This is a genomic window from Streptomyces sp. DSM 42067, assembly GCF_055792885.1.
Genome location: NZ_CM147706.1, coordinates 5,811,946 through 5,827,578, shown reverse-complemented (window position 1 = coordinate 5,827,578; position 15,633 = coordinate 5,811,946). Strand labels below are relative to the sequence as shown.

General features: G+C 70.2%; 15 protein-coding genes. 8 read left to right on the top strand and 7 right to left on the bottom strand.

The features are described 5' to 3' along the window. Nucleotides 1-179: 179 nt before the first annotated feature. A complete protein-coding gene (locus ACSMXV_RS26680; protein WP_473173765.1) occupies nt 180-1,613 on the top strand; it encodes an FAD-binding oxidoreductase in 1,434 nt (477 codons plus the stop codon). A 115-nt stretch (nt 1,614-1,728) separates the two neighbouring features. On the opposite strand, the gene ACSMXV_RS26675 is transcribed toward ACSMXV_RS26680, so the two are convergent. Genes ACSMXV_RS26675 through ACSMXV_RS26665 form a run of 3 tightly spaced genes read right to left on the bottom strand, consistent with a single transcriptional unit; the run spans nt 1,729 to nt 5,458 of the window. Continuing rightward, nucleotides 1,729-2,160 (bottom strand): hypothetical protein, encoded by a 432-nt coding sequence (locus ACSMXV_RS26675; RefSeq protein ID WP_473173764.1) that lies wholly within the window; start codon nt 2,158-2,160, stop codon nt 1,729-1,731. Between the two features lie 11 nt (nt 2,161-2,171). Next, a complete protein-coding gene (locus ACSMXV_RS26670) occupies nt 2,172-2,903 on the bottom strand; it encodes a hypothetical protein (RefSeq protein WP_473173763.1) in 732 nt (243 codons plus the stop codon). 38 nt (nt 2,904-2,941) lie between these two features. Next, complete coding sequence (locus ACSMXV_RS26665; protein WP_473173762.1) at nt 2,942-5,458, bottom strand: Tox-REase-5 domain-containing protein; 2,517 nt, start codon at nt 5,456-5,458, stop codon at nt 2,942-2,944. Nucleotides 5,459-5,826: 368 nt separating this feature from the next. On the opposite strand from ACSMXV_RS26665, the gene ACSMXV_RS26660 reads away from it, so the two are divergent. From ACSMXV_RS26660 to ACSMXV_RS26650, 3 genes are all read left to right on the top strand, one after another. Beyond that, complete coding sequence (locus ACSMXV_RS26660; RefSeq protein WP_473173761.1) at nt 5,827-6,162, top strand: hypothetical protein; 336 nt, start codon at nt 5,827-5,829, stop codon at nt 6,160-6,162. Further along, nucleotides 6,159-6,554, top strand: a complete 396-nt coding sequence (locus ACSMXV_RS26655) for a PIN domain-containing protein (protein WP_473173760.1) — start codon at nt 6,159-6,161, stop codon at nt 6,552-6,554. Before ACSMXV_RS26660 ends, ACSMXV_RS26655 begins: the two co-directional genes overlap by 4 nt. A 325-nt stretch (nt 6,555-6,879) precedes the next feature. Further along, the gene (locus ACSMXV_RS26650) at nt 6,880-7,086 is read left to right on the top strand and encodes a hypothetical protein (RefSeq protein WP_473173759.1); all 207 of its coding nucleotides are present in this window, start codon (nt 6,880-6,882) and stop codon (nt 7,084-7,086) included. An 84-nt stretch (nt 7,087-7,170) separates the two neighbouring features. Here the strand turns inward: ACSMXV_RS26650 and ACSMXV_RS26645 are convergent, their stop codons facing one another. After that, a complete protein-coding gene (locus ACSMXV_RS26645) occupies nt 7,171-7,695 on the bottom strand; it encodes an ATP-binding protein (protein WP_473173758.1) in 525 nt (174 codons plus the stop codon). 296 nt (nt 7,696-7,991) lie between these two features. Between ACSMXV_RS26645 and ACSMXV_RS26640 the strand changes: the two genes are divergently transcribed. From ACSMXV_RS26640 to ACSMXV_RS26625, 4 genes are all read left to right on the top strand, one after another. Beyond that, nucleotides 7,992-8,840 carry a helix-turn-helix domain-containing protein gene (locus ACSMXV_RS26640; RefSeq protein WP_473173757.1) on the top strand — a complete coding sequence of 283 codons (849 nt, stop codon included), beginning with the start codon at nt 7,992-7,994 and terminating at the stop codon, nt 8,838-8,840. A gap of 11 nt (nt 8,841-8,851) precedes the next feature. After that, on the top strand, nt 8,852-9,043 hold the full coding sequence (locus ACSMXV_RS26635; RefSeq protein ID WP_473173756.1) for a hypothetical protein: 192 nt from the start codon (nt 8,852-8,854) through the stop codon (nt 9,041-9,043). A 127-nt stretch (nt 9,044-9,170) separates the two neighbouring features. Further along, nucleotides 9,171-10,151, top strand: a complete 981-nt coding sequence (locus tag ACSMXV_RS26630; protein WP_473173755.1) for an ATP-binding cassette domain-containing protein — start codon at nt 9,171-9,173, stop codon at nt 10,149-10,151. Beyond that, nucleotides 10,148-10,939: an ABC transporter permease gene (locus ACSMXV_RS26625; protein ID WP_473173754.1), complete on the top strand. Its 792-nt coding sequence runs from the start codon at nt 10,148-10,150 to the stop codon at nt 10,937-10,939. The genes ACSMXV_RS26630 and ACSMXV_RS26625 overlap by 4 nt, the downstream gene beginning before the upstream one ends. On the opposite strand, the gene ACSMXV_RS26620 is transcribed toward ACSMXV_RS26625, so the two are convergent. From ACSMXV_RS26620 to ACSMXV_RS26610, 3 genes are all read right to left on the bottom strand, one after another. Further along, entirely contained in the window at nt 10,920-14,066 is a 3,147-nt protein-coding gene (locus ACSMXV_RS26620) for an ATP-binding protein (protein WP_473173753.1), read from the bottom strand. The two genes, ACSMXV_RS26625 and ACSMXV_RS26620, sit on opposite strands and share 20 nt — an antisense overlap. Before the next feature lie 327 nt (nt 14,067-14,393). Next, nucleotides 14,394-15,035, bottom strand: coding sequence for an OmpA family protein (locus ACSMXV_RS26615; RefSeq protein ID WP_473173752.1), 642 nt, complete (start codon nt 15,033-15,035; stop codon nt 14,394-14,396). A 10-nt stretch (nt 15,036-15,045) separates the two neighbouring features. Further along, nucleotides 15,046-15,621, bottom strand: a complete 576-nt coding sequence (locus ACSMXV_RS26610; protein WP_473173751.1) for a hypothetical protein — start codon at nt 15,619-15,621, stop codon at nt 15,046-15,048. Between the last annotated feature and the right edge of the window lie 12 nt (nt 15,622-15,633).

Here is a 15,633-nt window from a genome sequence, read left to right as displayed (position 1 = left end):
AGGCTGACCCGAATTCTAGCCATCTGCCTGCACCTGCAAGGGAGTTACCGGAAAACCAAGCAGGTTATACGCCCGCCGGGAACAGATACGGGGCACATCCGCAACGAGCCCGGATGGCGGCTCGTCCCGCTCGGCCTGATCCTGAAGGTGAACGCCGGACGGCGCGGGAGGTGGGCTGCATGAGCCGAGGCACAGGCACGGACAGCCCCGGGGACAGGCCGGCGGGCGAACTCGTGAACGAGTTCGCCTCGAGGCTGCGTGGGCAGCTCGTACGGCCCGGGGAGCCCGGCTACGACGAGGCCCGCGAGGTCTGGAACGGCCTGATCGACAGGCGCCCCGCGCTGGTGGCGCGGTGCGACGGCGACGAGGACGTGGTCGCGGCCGTGAACTTCGCCCGCGACAACGGACTGCCGCTCGCGGTGCGCGGGGGCGGGCACGGCGTGGCCGGGCATGCGGTCTGCGACGGCGGGCTGGTCATCGATCTGTCGGGCATGACCGGGGTCGACGTCGACCCTGAGGGGCGGACGGCGCGTGCGCAGGGTGGCTGCACGCTGGCGGACGTCGACCGCGCGACCCAGCGCCATGGCCTGGCCGCTCCCCTGGGCGTGGTGTCGGCGACGGGGATCGCCGGTCTCACGCTCTCCGGGGGCATGGGCTGGCTTCGGCGTATGTACGGGCTGAGCTGCGACAACCTCGTGTCCGCGACGGTCGTCACCGCCGACGGGCACCTGCTCACCGCCAGTGAGGGCGAGAACGACGACCTGTTCTGGGCGATCCGCGGAGGCGGCGGCAACTTCGGCGTCGTGACCTCGTTCGAGTACCGCCTGTATCCCGTGGGCCCGGAGGTCTTCTTCTGCAACGTGTACTACCCAGCGGACCGTGCCGCAGAGGTGCTGCGGTCCTGTGAGCAGTACGTGTCCAAGGCGCCCGACGGGGTCGGTCCGCTCGGGGTGCTCGGCCGGGTTCCGGGGATCGAGGAATTCCCGGCGGAGGCCCACGGAGAGCCCTTCGTGGCGGTCCTCGCCCTCTTTCCCGGTGACCCGGCGGAGGGCGAGCAGGCGCTGCGGCCGCTCCGGGAGATCACCGAGCCGATCTGCGATCTCAGCGGCGGCCTCACCTACGTACAGGCGCAGACCGTCCTGGACGAGGACTACCCGGACGGCGGGCGCTACTACTGGAAGTCCCTGAACGTGCCGGAACTCAGCGACACGCTGATCGAACGGCTTGTCGAACACGCGGCCGCGGCGCCGTCGCCGGCCTCGACCATCGACGTCTGGTACCAGGGCGGCGCCATGGCACAGCCGGCCGATGAGGACACCGCCTTCGCCAACCGGGGCGTCCCGTACCTGATCGGGATCGAGGGGAACTGGGAGGCCGAGGCCGACTCGGCCGCGAACGTGGCGTGGGTGCGCGACACCTTCGCCGGCCTGCGCCCGCTCTCGGCCGGAGGCATCTACCTGAACTTCCCCGGCTTCCTCGAGGAGGGCGATCAGCTCCTGCGCGAGGGCTACGGCCCCAACTACGAGCGGCTGGCAGCGGTGAAGGCGGCGTACGACCCCGGAAACCTGTTCCGTCTCAACGCGAACATCGTGCCGAAGAAGACGGCGGTCTGAGCGCAGGACGCGGGCGAGCACGCGCCGACCACGCCCGGTCCGACCGATCTCGGCCGCGCAGGACGCAGAGTCGAGCACGCGCCGACCACGCGCGATCCGGCCGGGCTCGGCCCTGCTACTCGGGGAACCCCTCGGCGGAGCCGGTCACCACCCCGGTGAACAGCACGACCGGCTGTTCCTTGTCCTCATGGCCGACGCTCGCCGCAACGATGCGGTCGCCGACGCGCCAGTACAGCAGGTCGCCGAAGTATCCGCTCTCGACGAGCTCGCCGAAGAAGGGCGGCAATTCGTCGTCGTCCGGATCCATGGAGGAGTAGTCCTCCATGGACATGGACTCGTGCGGGCCCCATCGGGCATCGAGCACCGCCGCCAACTCCCCCAGTTCCTCCTCGAACTCCTCACTGGTCCGCATGAGCTCGTCCCAGTCGTCGTTCGGGGGAGCGAAGTCACGGCTCTCGTGCAGGATGACGAGGTGGTAGTCGTCGTCGCTGTTCAAGGGGCGGGCGAGGAGTTCGTCGATCCGGGAGACGTACTGCTGCACACGCATCGAGGAACCACTCACAGTTTGGCTCTGGGGGCGGGTGCGCTCATGGGTTCCAGGGCGCCGCTCTCGGCAAGGGCTTTGTGGGCGGCCAGCACCGTCTGCGTGGACGGTGTCTCGCCGGGGCTCTCCGCGAGGTCCAGGACGACTCCACCGTGTTCGGTGGGAAGCCGGCGGGGCGCGTGGAAGTCGTCCGGGATGCGCGCGGCGCGGTTCTCGGACAGGTACACCGCCCACCCCGAGCGCGGGTGGGAGGCCCGCAGACCGTAAGCCGACCTGAGCTCGTTGAACAACGGCCGGTCGTAGGTCAGCCCGTGGTCCGGGTCCCATGCGGCCGCCAACAGCGCCAGGACCTCGGCGTACTTGCCCGCCAGCGGAACGGCCGACGAGCCGGATGCGGGGAAGAGCTGCAGCACCGCCGTGAACGGGGAGTGCTCGTCCGAGCCTCCCGCGATCACCTTGCCTCGTACGTACGCGCCATCCGGCTGGGTGGCTACGACGTTGGCGGTGTAGCCGAGGATGTCCAGGTCGTCATGCGTGTTGGCCGCCTCGAGCGCCGCCGCGAATTCCTCGGCGTTCGCCGGGACGAGCCCACCCGGGCCGGCGTCCTCGTCCCAGCGCCACTCGGCCGGCGCACCCTCCGACAGCCTGGTCAGCCCGGTCAGGAGCTCCAGCCAGCGCTGAGCCAGCTGCAGAGGTGTCTCGGGCCTGGGCCCCCAGGACACCTTCACGACCACTTCGCCCGACATACGCGCGCTCCTCTGTTCCTACTTCTCCACCGGGGTTCCTACTTCTCCACCGGGGTGTACTTGACCACCACGTCCACGTCGGCGTCGTCAAAGGCCTTCTGTGCCGCGTCAGCCGCCCGCTTGTTGGAGAAGTTCCATTCGACCGGCTTCCCGTTCGCTGCCCGCAGCTGGCGCCGCGCCTGCTCGATGAACTTGTCCGCCTGGGCCTTCTGAAGGTTTCCGTCGCTGTCGACCTTCTTGCCGTACCCGAACTTCGCCTCGACGTAAGTCTGCCGCGATGAGTCCCAGCCGTCGAAGTCGACGTCCCTGCCGGTCCTCGGGTCCTTGACAGCGTATTCCTTGCCGCGCTTCACCCCGGAGACCTGCTCCTGGTAGCGCATCCAGCGTTCCATGCTCGGCCAGTACGCCACCGAGTTCTTGGCCTTCCACTGGCCGTCGCCGCCGTCCTTGGAGCCCTTCCGCGGGTTCTTCAGGTCCTTGTACCAGGTCGGCTTCTTCCACTTGGCGACCTTCTTGCGGCTCTCTTCCTTCTTCGCCTCCTTCTCGGCCTTCGCGGCCTCGTCGGCCTGCTTGCGGGCCTCCTCCGCCTGCTTCTTGGCCTCCTCGTCGCAGACGGTCTCGGCCAGGAGGACATACGGGGAGCGGGTACCGCCGGCGGCGAGGACCGTGGTGCCCGTACCGGAGGACCCGGTCAGGCCGGGGGCATCGCCGTACGGGATGGTCCGGCGGGGCCCCGAGGTGAGGGTGCAGCCGGAATTCCTGGCCTTCTCCTCGGCCTCGTCCGCTGCGTCGTCGGCCTCCTTCGCGGCCTTCTCGGCGGCGTCGGCGTCGCCGGCCTTGGCCGCTTTACGGGCGTCCGCCGCCGCGTCGGCGGCGTTCTCGCCCAGCTTGCCGAGTTTGCCCAGCTTGCCGAGCTTCTGGACGACCTTGGCCTCGCCATAGCCGGGGATGAAGAGCGAGCCGATGTTCCAGACGACGTTGGTGACGGCGCGGGTCTTCTCGCCGTTGTTCCACTGGTCGCGGACCCCGTCGCCCACGAACATGTCGTCCAGGACCGTGACCCCGGTGTTCAGCGACGCGCCGCCCCAGTCGGTGAGGGCGTCGAAGTAGTCGCCGTTCTCCCACTTCTCGCCCGCGTCCTTGGAGTCCTCCGACCACTGGTCGCCGAGCGAGCTGCCGTAGTCCTTCAGTCCCTCCCAGGCCTCGCCCGGGTTGGTGACCGTGTCCCAGATGCCTGTGACGTCGCCCCAGATGCCGTCGACGAACAGACCTTCGCCGACCTGTTTGATCTGGTCGCCCGCGCACCCGAAGAAGGCGCCGAAGCCGGAGAAGCAGCCCTCGTCGCCGCCCTCGTCACCGCCGTCCTCGGCGGCCTGCTCGTCCTCCTCCCACCCGGGCTCGTCCTCCGCGGCGGCGTTCTTCTCCTCGTCGGTCTCCTCGGTGTACGAGGCGGAGTCCTCGCCGGAGGCGCCGTCTGCTCCGCTGGTTTGGCCGGACGAGGCGGAGCCGCCGCTGCCCTGGCCGGCCGAGCCGGTGCCGGAGCTGGAGCCGGTGCCGCCCGAACCGGTAGCAGCGGATCCGTTGTCGCCGGTGCCGCCGTTGCCGGTGCCGCCGTCAGCGGTTCCGCCGTCCTCGTTGCCTTGGCCGGCGTCCTGGCCGCCGTTTTCCTGGCCGTCCTGGTTCTGGCCGGCGTCCGTGCCGCCGTCGGCGCCTGCGTTGGCCCCGGCGTTGGATCCCCCGTCGGCGCCTGCATCCGTACCGCCGTCGGCCCCCGCGTTGGCTCCCCCGTCCGCCCCCGCGTTCGTACCCCCGTCCGCCCCCGAGTCCGTGCCGCCGTCGGCTCCCCCGTCACCGCCCGTCTCGTCCCGGCCGTCCCCGGCCTGGACCTCCTCGCTGCCGTCCCCCGTGTCCGCAGGACACGCCGCACCGGTCACCCGGCACACCGCCGACTGAAGCCCGGTGGCGATCTGCGTCCCCAGACCACTGACCAGCAGCGCGACGATGATCGCCGCGACCACGGCCACCAGACCCGCGTACTCCACCGCGGTCTGGCCGCCGTCCCGACGCCAGCGGATCATCCGCGCCAACGAGAACGGACGACGCTCCGCCCGCTCCCGATCCGCCAGACGGAACCACTCCCGGCTCCCCCGGCGAGTCAGGAACACGACAATCAGTACGGGCAGGAAGAGCTGGGTGAAGCCCCGGGCCGAGCCGTCGCCGATATTGCCGATCGCGGCGGCGATCAGCCATGCCTGCAGGGCGAGCAAGCCCCGCCACACCCATAGGCCGCCGGTCCAGGACCGGCGGGCGAGCACCCACCCGATCGTGCCCGGCGCCGCCGCGAACACCACCTGCCCCAGCAGCCAGCCGTCGACAGCGTCGAGCGACGCGGCGGTCAGCAGGAGCCCGACCCCGCCCAGCACCGTGAACGCGAACAGGGTGTGGACGAGGACAAGCGCGACCGACAGCGGTCCGGGCAGATCCTGCCGCCGTCCGCTCCCCGTCGACGAGGACCCGCCACCGCCGATCGCCGGAACGCCCCCAAACGCAGACATGCCACTCCTCAACTCGCCGTCAGGAGGATGAGTTCAGGGGCAAAGGCAGTCAGATCCCCCTCATCAATACGAGCCCAGAGCGTAAAGTTCCGCCGCCTCAACCCACATGGGCCCACGGGCCCAAAGGAGGGCCCCAATTCACGTCGGCCACAGCAGCGTTGAGGGACCCATGAAGTACGGAGTTCACCGGCAGCCCCGGCACCGGGGTCGCTCTCGGCTTGAGGTCACTACAGCACCTGATCCACATTGACCGGTTCGAGTGACGGCGCGTGACGATCACCGCCTTCACCAGCACAAACGCACCGTGTGCGCGGACTGCACGAAAGCTGGCACAAACGGATTGCGAATCGTTTTGCTACTCTCCAGACATGGACTCCCCGGAGCAGTACGGCAAGGACGAGGGCCCGGCCCAGAAGGTGAGCGTGTCCATGCCCGCGGGCCGTATCGCGGCGGTCAAGGCGCGGGTGGGCGCACGCGGCTTCTCGGCGTACGTCAGCGCGGCGGTGGAACGGCAGATACAGCGCGATCTGCTGGAGGAACTGCTCCAGGCGAAGGAAGCGGAGATCGGCCCGCCCTCCCCCGGAATCCAGGAGTGGGCCGAGGAGATCTTCCGTGAGGCCGAGACCATGGCGGCTGACGAACGCGCCGTGGAAGAGCGCGAGGGGGACGGGGATCCGGAGTGGCGCGGACACAAAGCCAGTTGAGCCACGGCGTACTGCTCCTCGACAGTCAGGGGCTGAGCAAGTTCATGGCCAACGACCCATACGTCACGGGACTGATCCGTACAGCCCAGGCCAAGGACACCCTCGTCGCCGTCAGCAACCTGACGTTGATCGAAGCCTGGCACTCCAAGATCCGCATGGACCGTCTCCGGTGGCATGTGTCGCGGCTCGAGGTTCTCCCCGTCACGGACGCTGTCACGTGGCGCGCCATCGACCTGCTCCGGAACGCGAACCTGCACGGCCACAAGTACGCCGTCGACTCCGTTGTGGCCGCGACGGCCTTGGGCTACTCCGGCCCTCGCATCATCGTCACGTCCGACGTGGACGACATGAACAAGCTCTGCGGGGACCGGGTCCGCGCCGTGGGGGTGTGAGGGCTTGGCCTGCTCGTCGCAACCGTCCTCAGCGAGGATGACGTGGGGGGGGAGCTCGACGGACCTGCGGCGATGATCGTGGTGCCTGTGCCGGACGAGCCGGTGAGGCCGGGGTTGACGACGTACGGGGCGGTGTGGCGGGGCGCCGAGAGGGTGCAGCCGGATTCCCGGGTCTTCGAAGTCGAGGTGCCCGGGGAGCGCAGGCGCCCGAGTGGTGAGGCACGAGGATGTGACACTCGGCGCTGAAGTGTCACATCCTCGTGGGCGAAGACCATACGGGCAGGCGCTGGCAGAGGGCCGCACCGCTCGACTTCGAAGACCCGGAATGCCTGGCCTCCTTCTCGGCCGCGTCTGCCGCCTCGTCGGCCTCCTTGGCCGCCTTCTCCGCGACATCGTCCGCTTCGACGACCTTCAACAGTGCACCGAGGTGCCGTTCGTCCTGCGGTTCACCGCGGAGGAGGTGTTCCGCTCCCCCGCGACGATGATCTCCGCGATTCGGCGGGCGCTCGGCGTTCACCACCCGGCGCCCTGAGCAGCGGGCGGCGCCTGCGAGCCGAGCAACCCGAACCGGGCGGCCTGCGAACCGCGCCGTCTGCGAGCCGGGCGGTCTCTGCGGTCACCCGGCCCCTCGGTCTTCCGTGAGCGTGCGGTCCGGTCGCGTGTACGTGCGGGCGCCCTGCCTGGACAGCACCGCCCACATCCGCGTACCGCCCGTAGGTTCGCGGGCCTCGCCGAAGCCCCAGTCGCCGCCGCACGCCCGTACCACGCAGGCCAGCACCCGCAGGTCCGCCCGGCGCCGCGCCTCGCAGGCCGCCGCGAGGCGGGGGTGCGTGTGCCGCGGGTGCCCGTCGTACAGGATCACCCTCAACGCGCCCTCCCTGTAGCGCAGCGACACGTACACCTCGGCAGTGGGCGTGAACCGGCAGGCGCACGCCGCCAGTTCGCCCACCACCTGCACCGCCGCGTCCGTCACGTCCTGCAGGCCGTGGGTCCGCAGGATCGTACGGGCCGCCGCCCTTGCGACCGCCGGGCTCGCCGGGGCGGCGGGCAGCGTGAGGCTGTACGCCAGGGCTTCGGGGGTGGGGGGTGGCGTCGGCTGTACAGGGGTTGGGCTCGGGCAGGACGAGATGGTTACGGACACGACGACTCCCTCGGGGGTGCGTTGATCGTTGAGCGGTGGTGCCTGTACGGCGACTGCCGTCTCCACACGACCGGTGGCCTGTCTCCCTGGCGCGGGCCCGCCCCTCCCAGGGCAGGAGGCTGCGGGCAGGCTCGCGCGATGCGCTTCCGATTACGTCGTGCGGTAAGCGACCTGTCACATACTGTAGGGCACGCAGGGGCAAATTTGTCCTCGTCTGCGGATACTAATAACCGCGCGTGGTACCCGACGCCGATCAGACGGCAGACTCTCAACAGCCTGCAGAGGGAAGGAACTTCATGGCCCAGAGGACAGCGCCGACTCAACGACAGCAGAGGCTGGGCAACGAGCTGCGGAAGCTGCGGACTGCGGCAGGCACCTCCGCGGAGTACGCTGCCGGGCTCCTGGGCGTGGATCGCGGCAGGCTCTCAAACATGGAGGCGGGTCTGCGCCCCATCAGCCCGGAGCGTCTACGGACCCTGGCCTGCAACTGCGACTGTCGCGACGAGAAGTACGTCGAAGCGTTGGCCGCCATGACCCAATCGACCCGCGGCTGGTGGGAGAAGTACCGCGGCACCCTACCCGCCGGGTTGCTGGACATCGCCGAGTTCGAGTGGCATGCCGTACGGCTGCGGACTGCGCACACCGTCCACATTCCAGGCCTGCTCCAGACGGACGACTACGCGCGCACCGTTTTCCGGATGGGCGTCCCACCCATGCCACAACACGAGATCGCGTTGCGGGTCGCTCACAGGCTGGAGCGACAGCAGGTACTGGAAGGGGACCATCCGACCGGCTACGTGGGCATCGTCCATGAGGCCGCCCTGCGCATGCAGTTCGGTGGACGCGCGGTCGCCCGCGCCCAGTTGGAGCACCTGCTCACAGCGTCCGAGCGCGACAACATCACACTGCGCGTCATCACCTTCGAGGCCGGAGCCTTCCCCGGCGCGGGGCAGACCGTGATCTACGCGGACGGCCCGGTACCGCAACTCGACACCGTCCAAGTCGACAGTACGCACGGCCCTGACTTCCTCTACCAAGAAGCGCAGCTGGCAAAGTACCGGTCCCAGCTGGACGGTATGGAGCGAGTTAGCCTCTCAGTCGAAAACTCACGCGACTTCATCCTCGCCATCGCGCGCGACCTATGAGGGGACACTCCATGGCTGACATCCGGTGGGAAGACCCATTCTGCGCTGAAGGATCGGCCTGCTTCCGCATAGGGACCGACGACCAGGGCAACGCCTACATCACCGTCGCCGGACAAGAAGACCACTACGTCACCGACACCCGCGAAGCCCTCCGTACGCTCATCCAGGACATCAAGGCGGGCAAGGCCGATCACCTGCTGTAATACGCCCGCGCTTAAGGCCGCAACAGCAGGGAGGGGCAATGAGGCATTGCCCCTCCGCCGCCCGGTTCCAGGGCGCTGAAACCATCCTGAAACCGCGCTGAATGCGCCCTGCCGCAACCTCTGCGGCATGACTTCAACGACATCGCACTCACTCGCCATCGCGGCCAAGGGGCTGCGCAAGGCCTACGGGGACAAGACGGTCCTCGACGGCATCGACCTGGCGGTGCCAGCCGGCACGGTCTTCTCGCTGCTCGGCCCGAACGGCGCCGGCAAGACCACCGCCGTCAAGATCCTCTCCACCCTCATCACCGCCGACGCGGGCGAACTGCACGTCGGCGGCCACGACATCGCCGTCAACCCGCAGGCGGTCCGCGCCGCGATCGGCGTCACCGGGCAGTTCTCCGCCGTCGACGGCCTGATCACCGGCGAGGAGAACATGCTCCTCATGGCGGACCTGCACCACCTCTCCCGCAGCGAGGGCCGCCGCACCGCCGCCGAACTCCTCGAGCGCTTCGACCTGGTGGAGGCCGCGAAGAAGCCCGTCTCCACCTACTCCGGCGGCATGAAGCGCCGCCTCGACATCGCCATGACCCTCGTCGGCAATCCGCGGATCATCTTCCTCGACGAGCCGACCACCGGCCTCGACCCTCGCAGCCGCCACAACATGTGGGGGATCATCCGCGAGCTCGTCACGGGCGGTGTCACCGTCTTCCTCACCACCCAGTACCTGGAGGAGGCCGACGAGCTGGCTGACCGTATCGGCGTGCTCAACAACGGCAAGATCGCCGCCGAGGGTACCGCCGACGAGCTGAAGCGGCTCATCCCGGGCGGGCACGTCCGGCTCCGCTTCACCGACCCGTCGGCGTACCAGTCCGCCGTCGTCGCTCTCCGCGAGGTCACCAGGGACGACGAGGCGCTGGCGCTGCAGATCCCCAGCGGCGGCAGCCAGCGCGAGCTGCGCTCCATCCTCGACTGGCTGGACTCGGCCGGCATCGAGGCGGACGAGCTGACCGTGCACACCCCCGACCTCGACGACGTGTTCTTCGCCCTGACCGGCTCCACCAACGTCCCCAGCCAGCCCAACGAGCCCAAGGAGACTGTCCGATGAGCGCCCTCTCCCTCGCCGTACGCGACTCGTCCACGATGCTGCGCCGCAACCTGCTGCACGCGCGGCGCTACCCCTCCCTCACCCTGAACCTGCTGCTCACGCCGATCATGCTGCTGCTGCTCTTCGTCTACATCTTCGGAGACGTGATGAGCGCGGGCATCGGTGGCGGCGGCGCCGACCGCTCCGACTACATCGCCTACATCGTCCCGGGCCTCCTGCTGATGACCATCGGCAGTACCGTGATCGGGGCCGCGATCTCTGTCTCCATGGACATGACCGAGGGCCTCATCGCCCGCTTCCGCACGATGGCGGTCTACCGCGGCTCCGTGCTCGTCGGGCACGTCGTCGGCAGCGTGCTGCAGGTGCTCGCCAGCCTGGTACTCGTCGGCGCCGTCGCCGTGGCCATGGGCTTCAGGTCGACGGACGCCACGGCCCTGGAGTGGCTGGCGGCGTTCGGACTGCTCGCACTGTTCACCCTGGCGCTCACCTGGATCGCGGTCGGGATGGGCATGGCCAGCCCGAACCCCGAGGCCGCCAGCAACATGGCCATGCCGCTGATCCTCCTGCCGCTCATCTCCAGCGCCTTCATCCCGGCCGACACCATGCCCGGCTGGTTCCAGCCGATCGCCGAGTACCAGCCGTTCACCCCGGCCATCGAGACCCTGCGCGGCCTGCTGCTCGGCACCGAGATCGGCAACAACGGGTGGATTGCCATCGCCTGGTGCCTCGGCCTGACCGCGCTCGGCTACCGCTGGTCGACGGCACTGTTCAACCGAGACCCGAAGTAACCGCCATGACAGCGCGGGCCGCCTCCCGCAGCTCGTCCCGCTCCAGGGCGGCGTACTCCGACACCGCGTCGGCGTACGCCGCCCTGGCAGCGTTCCCGGCGGCCCCGACCGCCTTCCGGGCGCGGTCCGCCGACATCGTCGGCTGGAACGAGCGCAGCACCCGCAGCCGTTCGGCCAGCGCGATCATCCGTACGGCGGTGGTGTCGCCGGACGCGAGCCCCGCCAGGCCGAGCGCGTGCAGCACCGTCCCGAACACCGGGAGCTCCATGGGCGAGCCGGACGGACCGGAGAGCAGGGTCCGTAGCCCCTGCCGCAGTCGGTCGACCGGCTCCGCGACGAGCTCGAGACGGCCGGCGTGCGCGTGCGCCGTCACCGCCACCGCCAGGATCTCCAGCACCCACCGGTCGAAGAAGGGGTCGCCGCCGTGTATCGAGCCGACTGCGGGCAGCGGCTGCACGGCGCTGCGCCACAGGCCCAGCCCGACCTCCGTCAGTCCGCGGGCGAGCGCGATCTCGGCGCGCCCGAGGATGTCCATGCTGTAGTCGTCCTGCTGCGTGGTGTTGGCGCCCTCCGCCTGCCGCAGCCAGTACTCGGCCTCGTCGGGGTCGCCGCGGTGGAGGCAGGCGAGGACGAGGCTCCAGCGGATGCCGATGAGGTCGTGCTCGTCGCGGAGCCGCAGCAGCGCCTGGAGCGCCGCCTTGAGGTGTCCGTACGCTTCCTCGCCCCGCTCCGTCTGCAAGCACAGCTCGCTCAGCCGGGAGTGGCCCATGACCTGCAGGAACGGGTTGTCGACCGGCCCCAGCGCGGCGATGATCCGCCGAGCCGAGGCGAGCGCGCGGTCGATGTCGTGCTCCGACTCCCAGACGTAGGTGGCGACGCACTCGGCGGTGCCGGCGAGCAGCGGCTGCTCGCTGTCGCAGAGCTTCTGCAGCACTTCATAGTCGGGCGGCAGCATCTCGGGGACCGAGCTCAGCACCAGCGCGATGGCGCGCAGCAGCGTGTCCGGCGGGGCCGGGGGCAGCCGCCTGAGGGTGACGAGCTGGCGTACGACGTGCGGGCCGTAGCCCATGAACAGGCTCACCGTGCACAACACCGCGGCGGCGCGGGCGACTTCGACGTATTCGGGCTCGGGGTAATAGTGCGACAGCGGCGGGCCGGTGTCCGCGGCGAGGGCGGCGAGGCGGGGGTAGCTGGAACCGATGGACCACAGGGCGGCTAGGACGGCGGTGAGGGCGGCAGTGGTGGGGCCGTCCGTACGGGCCAGGGCATGCCGCAGGGCCAGCACGAGGTTGTCCTGCTCGGCCCTGATCCGCTCCAAGTCGGTCAGCGGTTCCGAGCGGAAGAGCCAGTCGTGGTTCGCGACCCCGAAGTCCCGCGCCCAGGCGAGGAGCCGGTCCACGGCCTCCTCGTCCTCGCCCGCCTCCGCGCGTCGGGCCGCGCTGAACTCCCGTACGGTCTCCAGCATCCTGAACCGCACTCCGGCCGTGGTGTCGGCGACGGTGAGCAGCGACTGATCGGCCAACTGCTCCAGCAGAGACAGCGCGTCCTCGCCCAGCACCTGCTCCGCCGCCTCGCCCGAGAAGCCGCCGGGGAAGACGGACAGCGTGCGCAGCGCGGCCCTGGCGTCCTCCGCGAGCAGGTTCCAGCTCCAGTCCACGACCGCGTGCAGTGTGCGGTGGCGCTCCGGCACGTCCCGGGCCCCGCCGCGCAGCAGCGCGAACCGGTCGCCGAGGCGGCGGGCGATCTCCGACACCGACATCACCCGCACCCGCGCCGCGGCCAGCTCCACGGCGAGCGGCAGCCCGTCGAGGTGGCGGCACAGCCCGGCCACCGCGTCCGGCGGCAGCTCCACGCCGGGCCTGGCAGCCCGGGCCCGCTGCGTGAACAGCTCGATGGAGGTGTCGAGACCGAGCTCCGGCAGCGCGTACACCGCCTCCGATGTGAGGCCCAGCGGGGCCCGGCTGGTGGCGAGCACCCGGAGGTCCTTCGAGGACGAGACCAGGGCCTGTACGAGGTCGGCGGCGCCACGGATGACCTGCTCGCAGTTGTCGAGGACCAGCAGCGCGGGCCCGGAGCCGAGCACGCCGAGGATGCCGGACACCGGGTCGGCCGAGGGTTGGCCGCTCACGGCGCCGGGCCGTCCCTCGCCCGCGCCGAGCGCGGAGGCCACCTCCGCGGCCACGTCCTCGTCCGCGGTGACGCCGGCGAGCGGCACGAAATGCACCACGCGCTGCTCGGCCCGGCGGCTGACGGCGTGCGAGAGCCGGGTCTTGCCGAGACCGCCGGGGCCGACGACGGTGACGGCGCGGGAGGCGCGCAGCAGCCTCTGCACCGCCGCGATGTCCTCGTCCCGGCCGAGGAGCGGGTTCGGCTCGTGCGGCACGCCGTGCCGGACCACGGGCGACTCACCGCTCAGCAAGTCCCGCTGTACGGCCTTGAGCCCGGCGCCCGGATCCGTGCCGAGCTCGTCGCGGAGCTCACGGCGGTACGCCTCGTACCGCATCAGCGCGGCGGACGGTCCCGCCGTCGCCGCCTCGCCGCGCAGCAGCTCGGCGAGCACTTCCTCGTCGCGCGGATGCTCCGATGCGGCCACGGCCAGCGGCCCGGCCGCCTCCGCGTGTCGTCCGAGGCGGGCGAGCGCGAGCGCCCGCGCGCGTATGAGGGTGCCGCGGACGGGGGCGCGCTCGGTGCGCAACGCGGCTACGGGGTCGTCGCTGTCGTACGCCTCGTCAGGGGTGCCCTCCCACAGCGCGAGCCCGGCCTCGGCCGCGGCCAGCGATCCCGCGTGGTCCCCCGCCCTGGCCCGGTCCGCGCTGGCGGCGGCGTGCAGCAGCAGGGCTGAGCTGTCGACCTGGTCCTCGGCGAGGGCGAGCCGGTATCCGGTCGGCGTGCTGGCGATGACGTCGGCGCCCAGCTGCGACCGCGCCCTGGACACGAGGACCTGCAGCGCCTTTCCCGGCCGCTCCGGCAACTCGTCCGGCAGCCACAGCCCTTCCACAAGCCGCTCGGTGCTGCAGCCCGTGCGCAAGTCGCCCGCGAGCAGCGCGAGGAGACCGCGGAGCCGGGGCGCGGTTATCTCCTGTCCGCGATAGGCGACACGCGGCAGCAGGGTCAGGTCGGTGGTCACCCGTGCAGATTAGCCAAGGCCCGGCCGCCGGAACTCCCGCTGCGGGCCAACTCCCATTGCGCGGGCGGCAGTCGGAGCCGCGCCGACCGTTCCTGCAGCTCCGGCGCACCAAGCGCCAACGGATCCCGCCGCCGCGCCCACAGCCCGTGCCTGCAGCCGGTGCCCGCAACCCGTGCCCGCAGCCCGTGTCCGCAGCCCGTGCCGCCGCGCGTCGGCCAACCTCGCGAGTCTCACGACCGATGCCGTACATGACCTCCGTACGACATCGGCCGTTCGATGACGACCGCAGCATGAGTCCCTACAGGACCGGCCTCGTGGGTTCAGCCGTCAGCTTTCGGTGCGTGGGAAAGAGACCTCGACGCGGCGGTTCTTCTTGCGGCCCGTCTCCGTCGAGTTGTCCGCGATCGGATACTGCTCGCCGTAGCCGCGTACCTCGTACGTGATGCCCGAGTCCGCCAGCTCCTCTTCCAGTACGTTGTGCACCGCAGTCGCGCGCTGGCGGGACAGGACGTCGCCGTGGGCCGACGAGCCCAGGTTGTCGGTGAAGCCGAAGACGCGGACCTTCTTCGCGTTCTGCGCCTTGATCTCCTCGGCGATCTCGGCGATCCGCGACTCCGCCCGGCTGCTGAGCTTCGCGCTGTCCTTGCCGAACAGCACCTCGGCCTGCAGCGCGAACTTCACGTCCGAGTTGGTGTCCTCGCGGCGCTCCTCCCCTCCTTCGTCCTCGATGACGGACTTGATGTCCAGGACCTTGGGGTCGGCGAGGGTGGCGCCGTCGACGAGCTTCAGGTCGGGGTCGTTCGCGTCGACCTCGACCGGCGCACTCGCGGTCGGTTCGGTGCCCGGCGGGTAGCTCGGGCTGTCGTCCGCATGGGCGGACACGGCGCCGAAGACGTTCGTGGCGACCATGACGGAGGCCGCGGCGAGGACGATCGCCAGGCGGGGGGCTTGGGTTCGGGTGTGGGTCATGGTCTATGCCTCACCCGGAGATCTTGACGGTGCCGGACGCGAAGGTGGGGAGCTGGAAGCTCACTTCGGTCGTGCTCTCGGGCGGGGCCGGGAACTGGATGAAGACCGCCAGAGAGTCACCCGCCTTGACCCGGGTGAAGCCCGTGGTCGTGAGCGGACGCCCCTCGGTGTCGCGCAGCACGTAGTAGCGCTTCTTCTCCTTGGAGTCCACAAGGGTGGCGCCGCCGAACGACATACCGTTGCGGAGAATCTCGGTTTCATTCCCCCTCACCGCGGCAGGCACGGTGACATTCTGCGAGCCGTCGTTCTTCAGGCTGCCGTTCACAGTGACGAAGCCGCCGGAGTCACGCTGTGCCGAAGTGATGGTGAGCAGTAGCCCGTCCTGCCCCTTGAGCTCAGCCAGCGGCTCGTCCGACTGACCTTCTTGAGCACTCGGATCCGAGCCGGTGTCCTTGGAAGCGGACGCCGACGTGTCACCGCCCTTGTCGTCGCCGCTGTTGCAGCCGGCCACGCCGAGGGCCAAGCTGACCGCAACCGCCGCTGCGGCCATCCCCCTGCGGGCCGTCGTAGTGAACCGAATGCTCATGAGTTCCGCTTC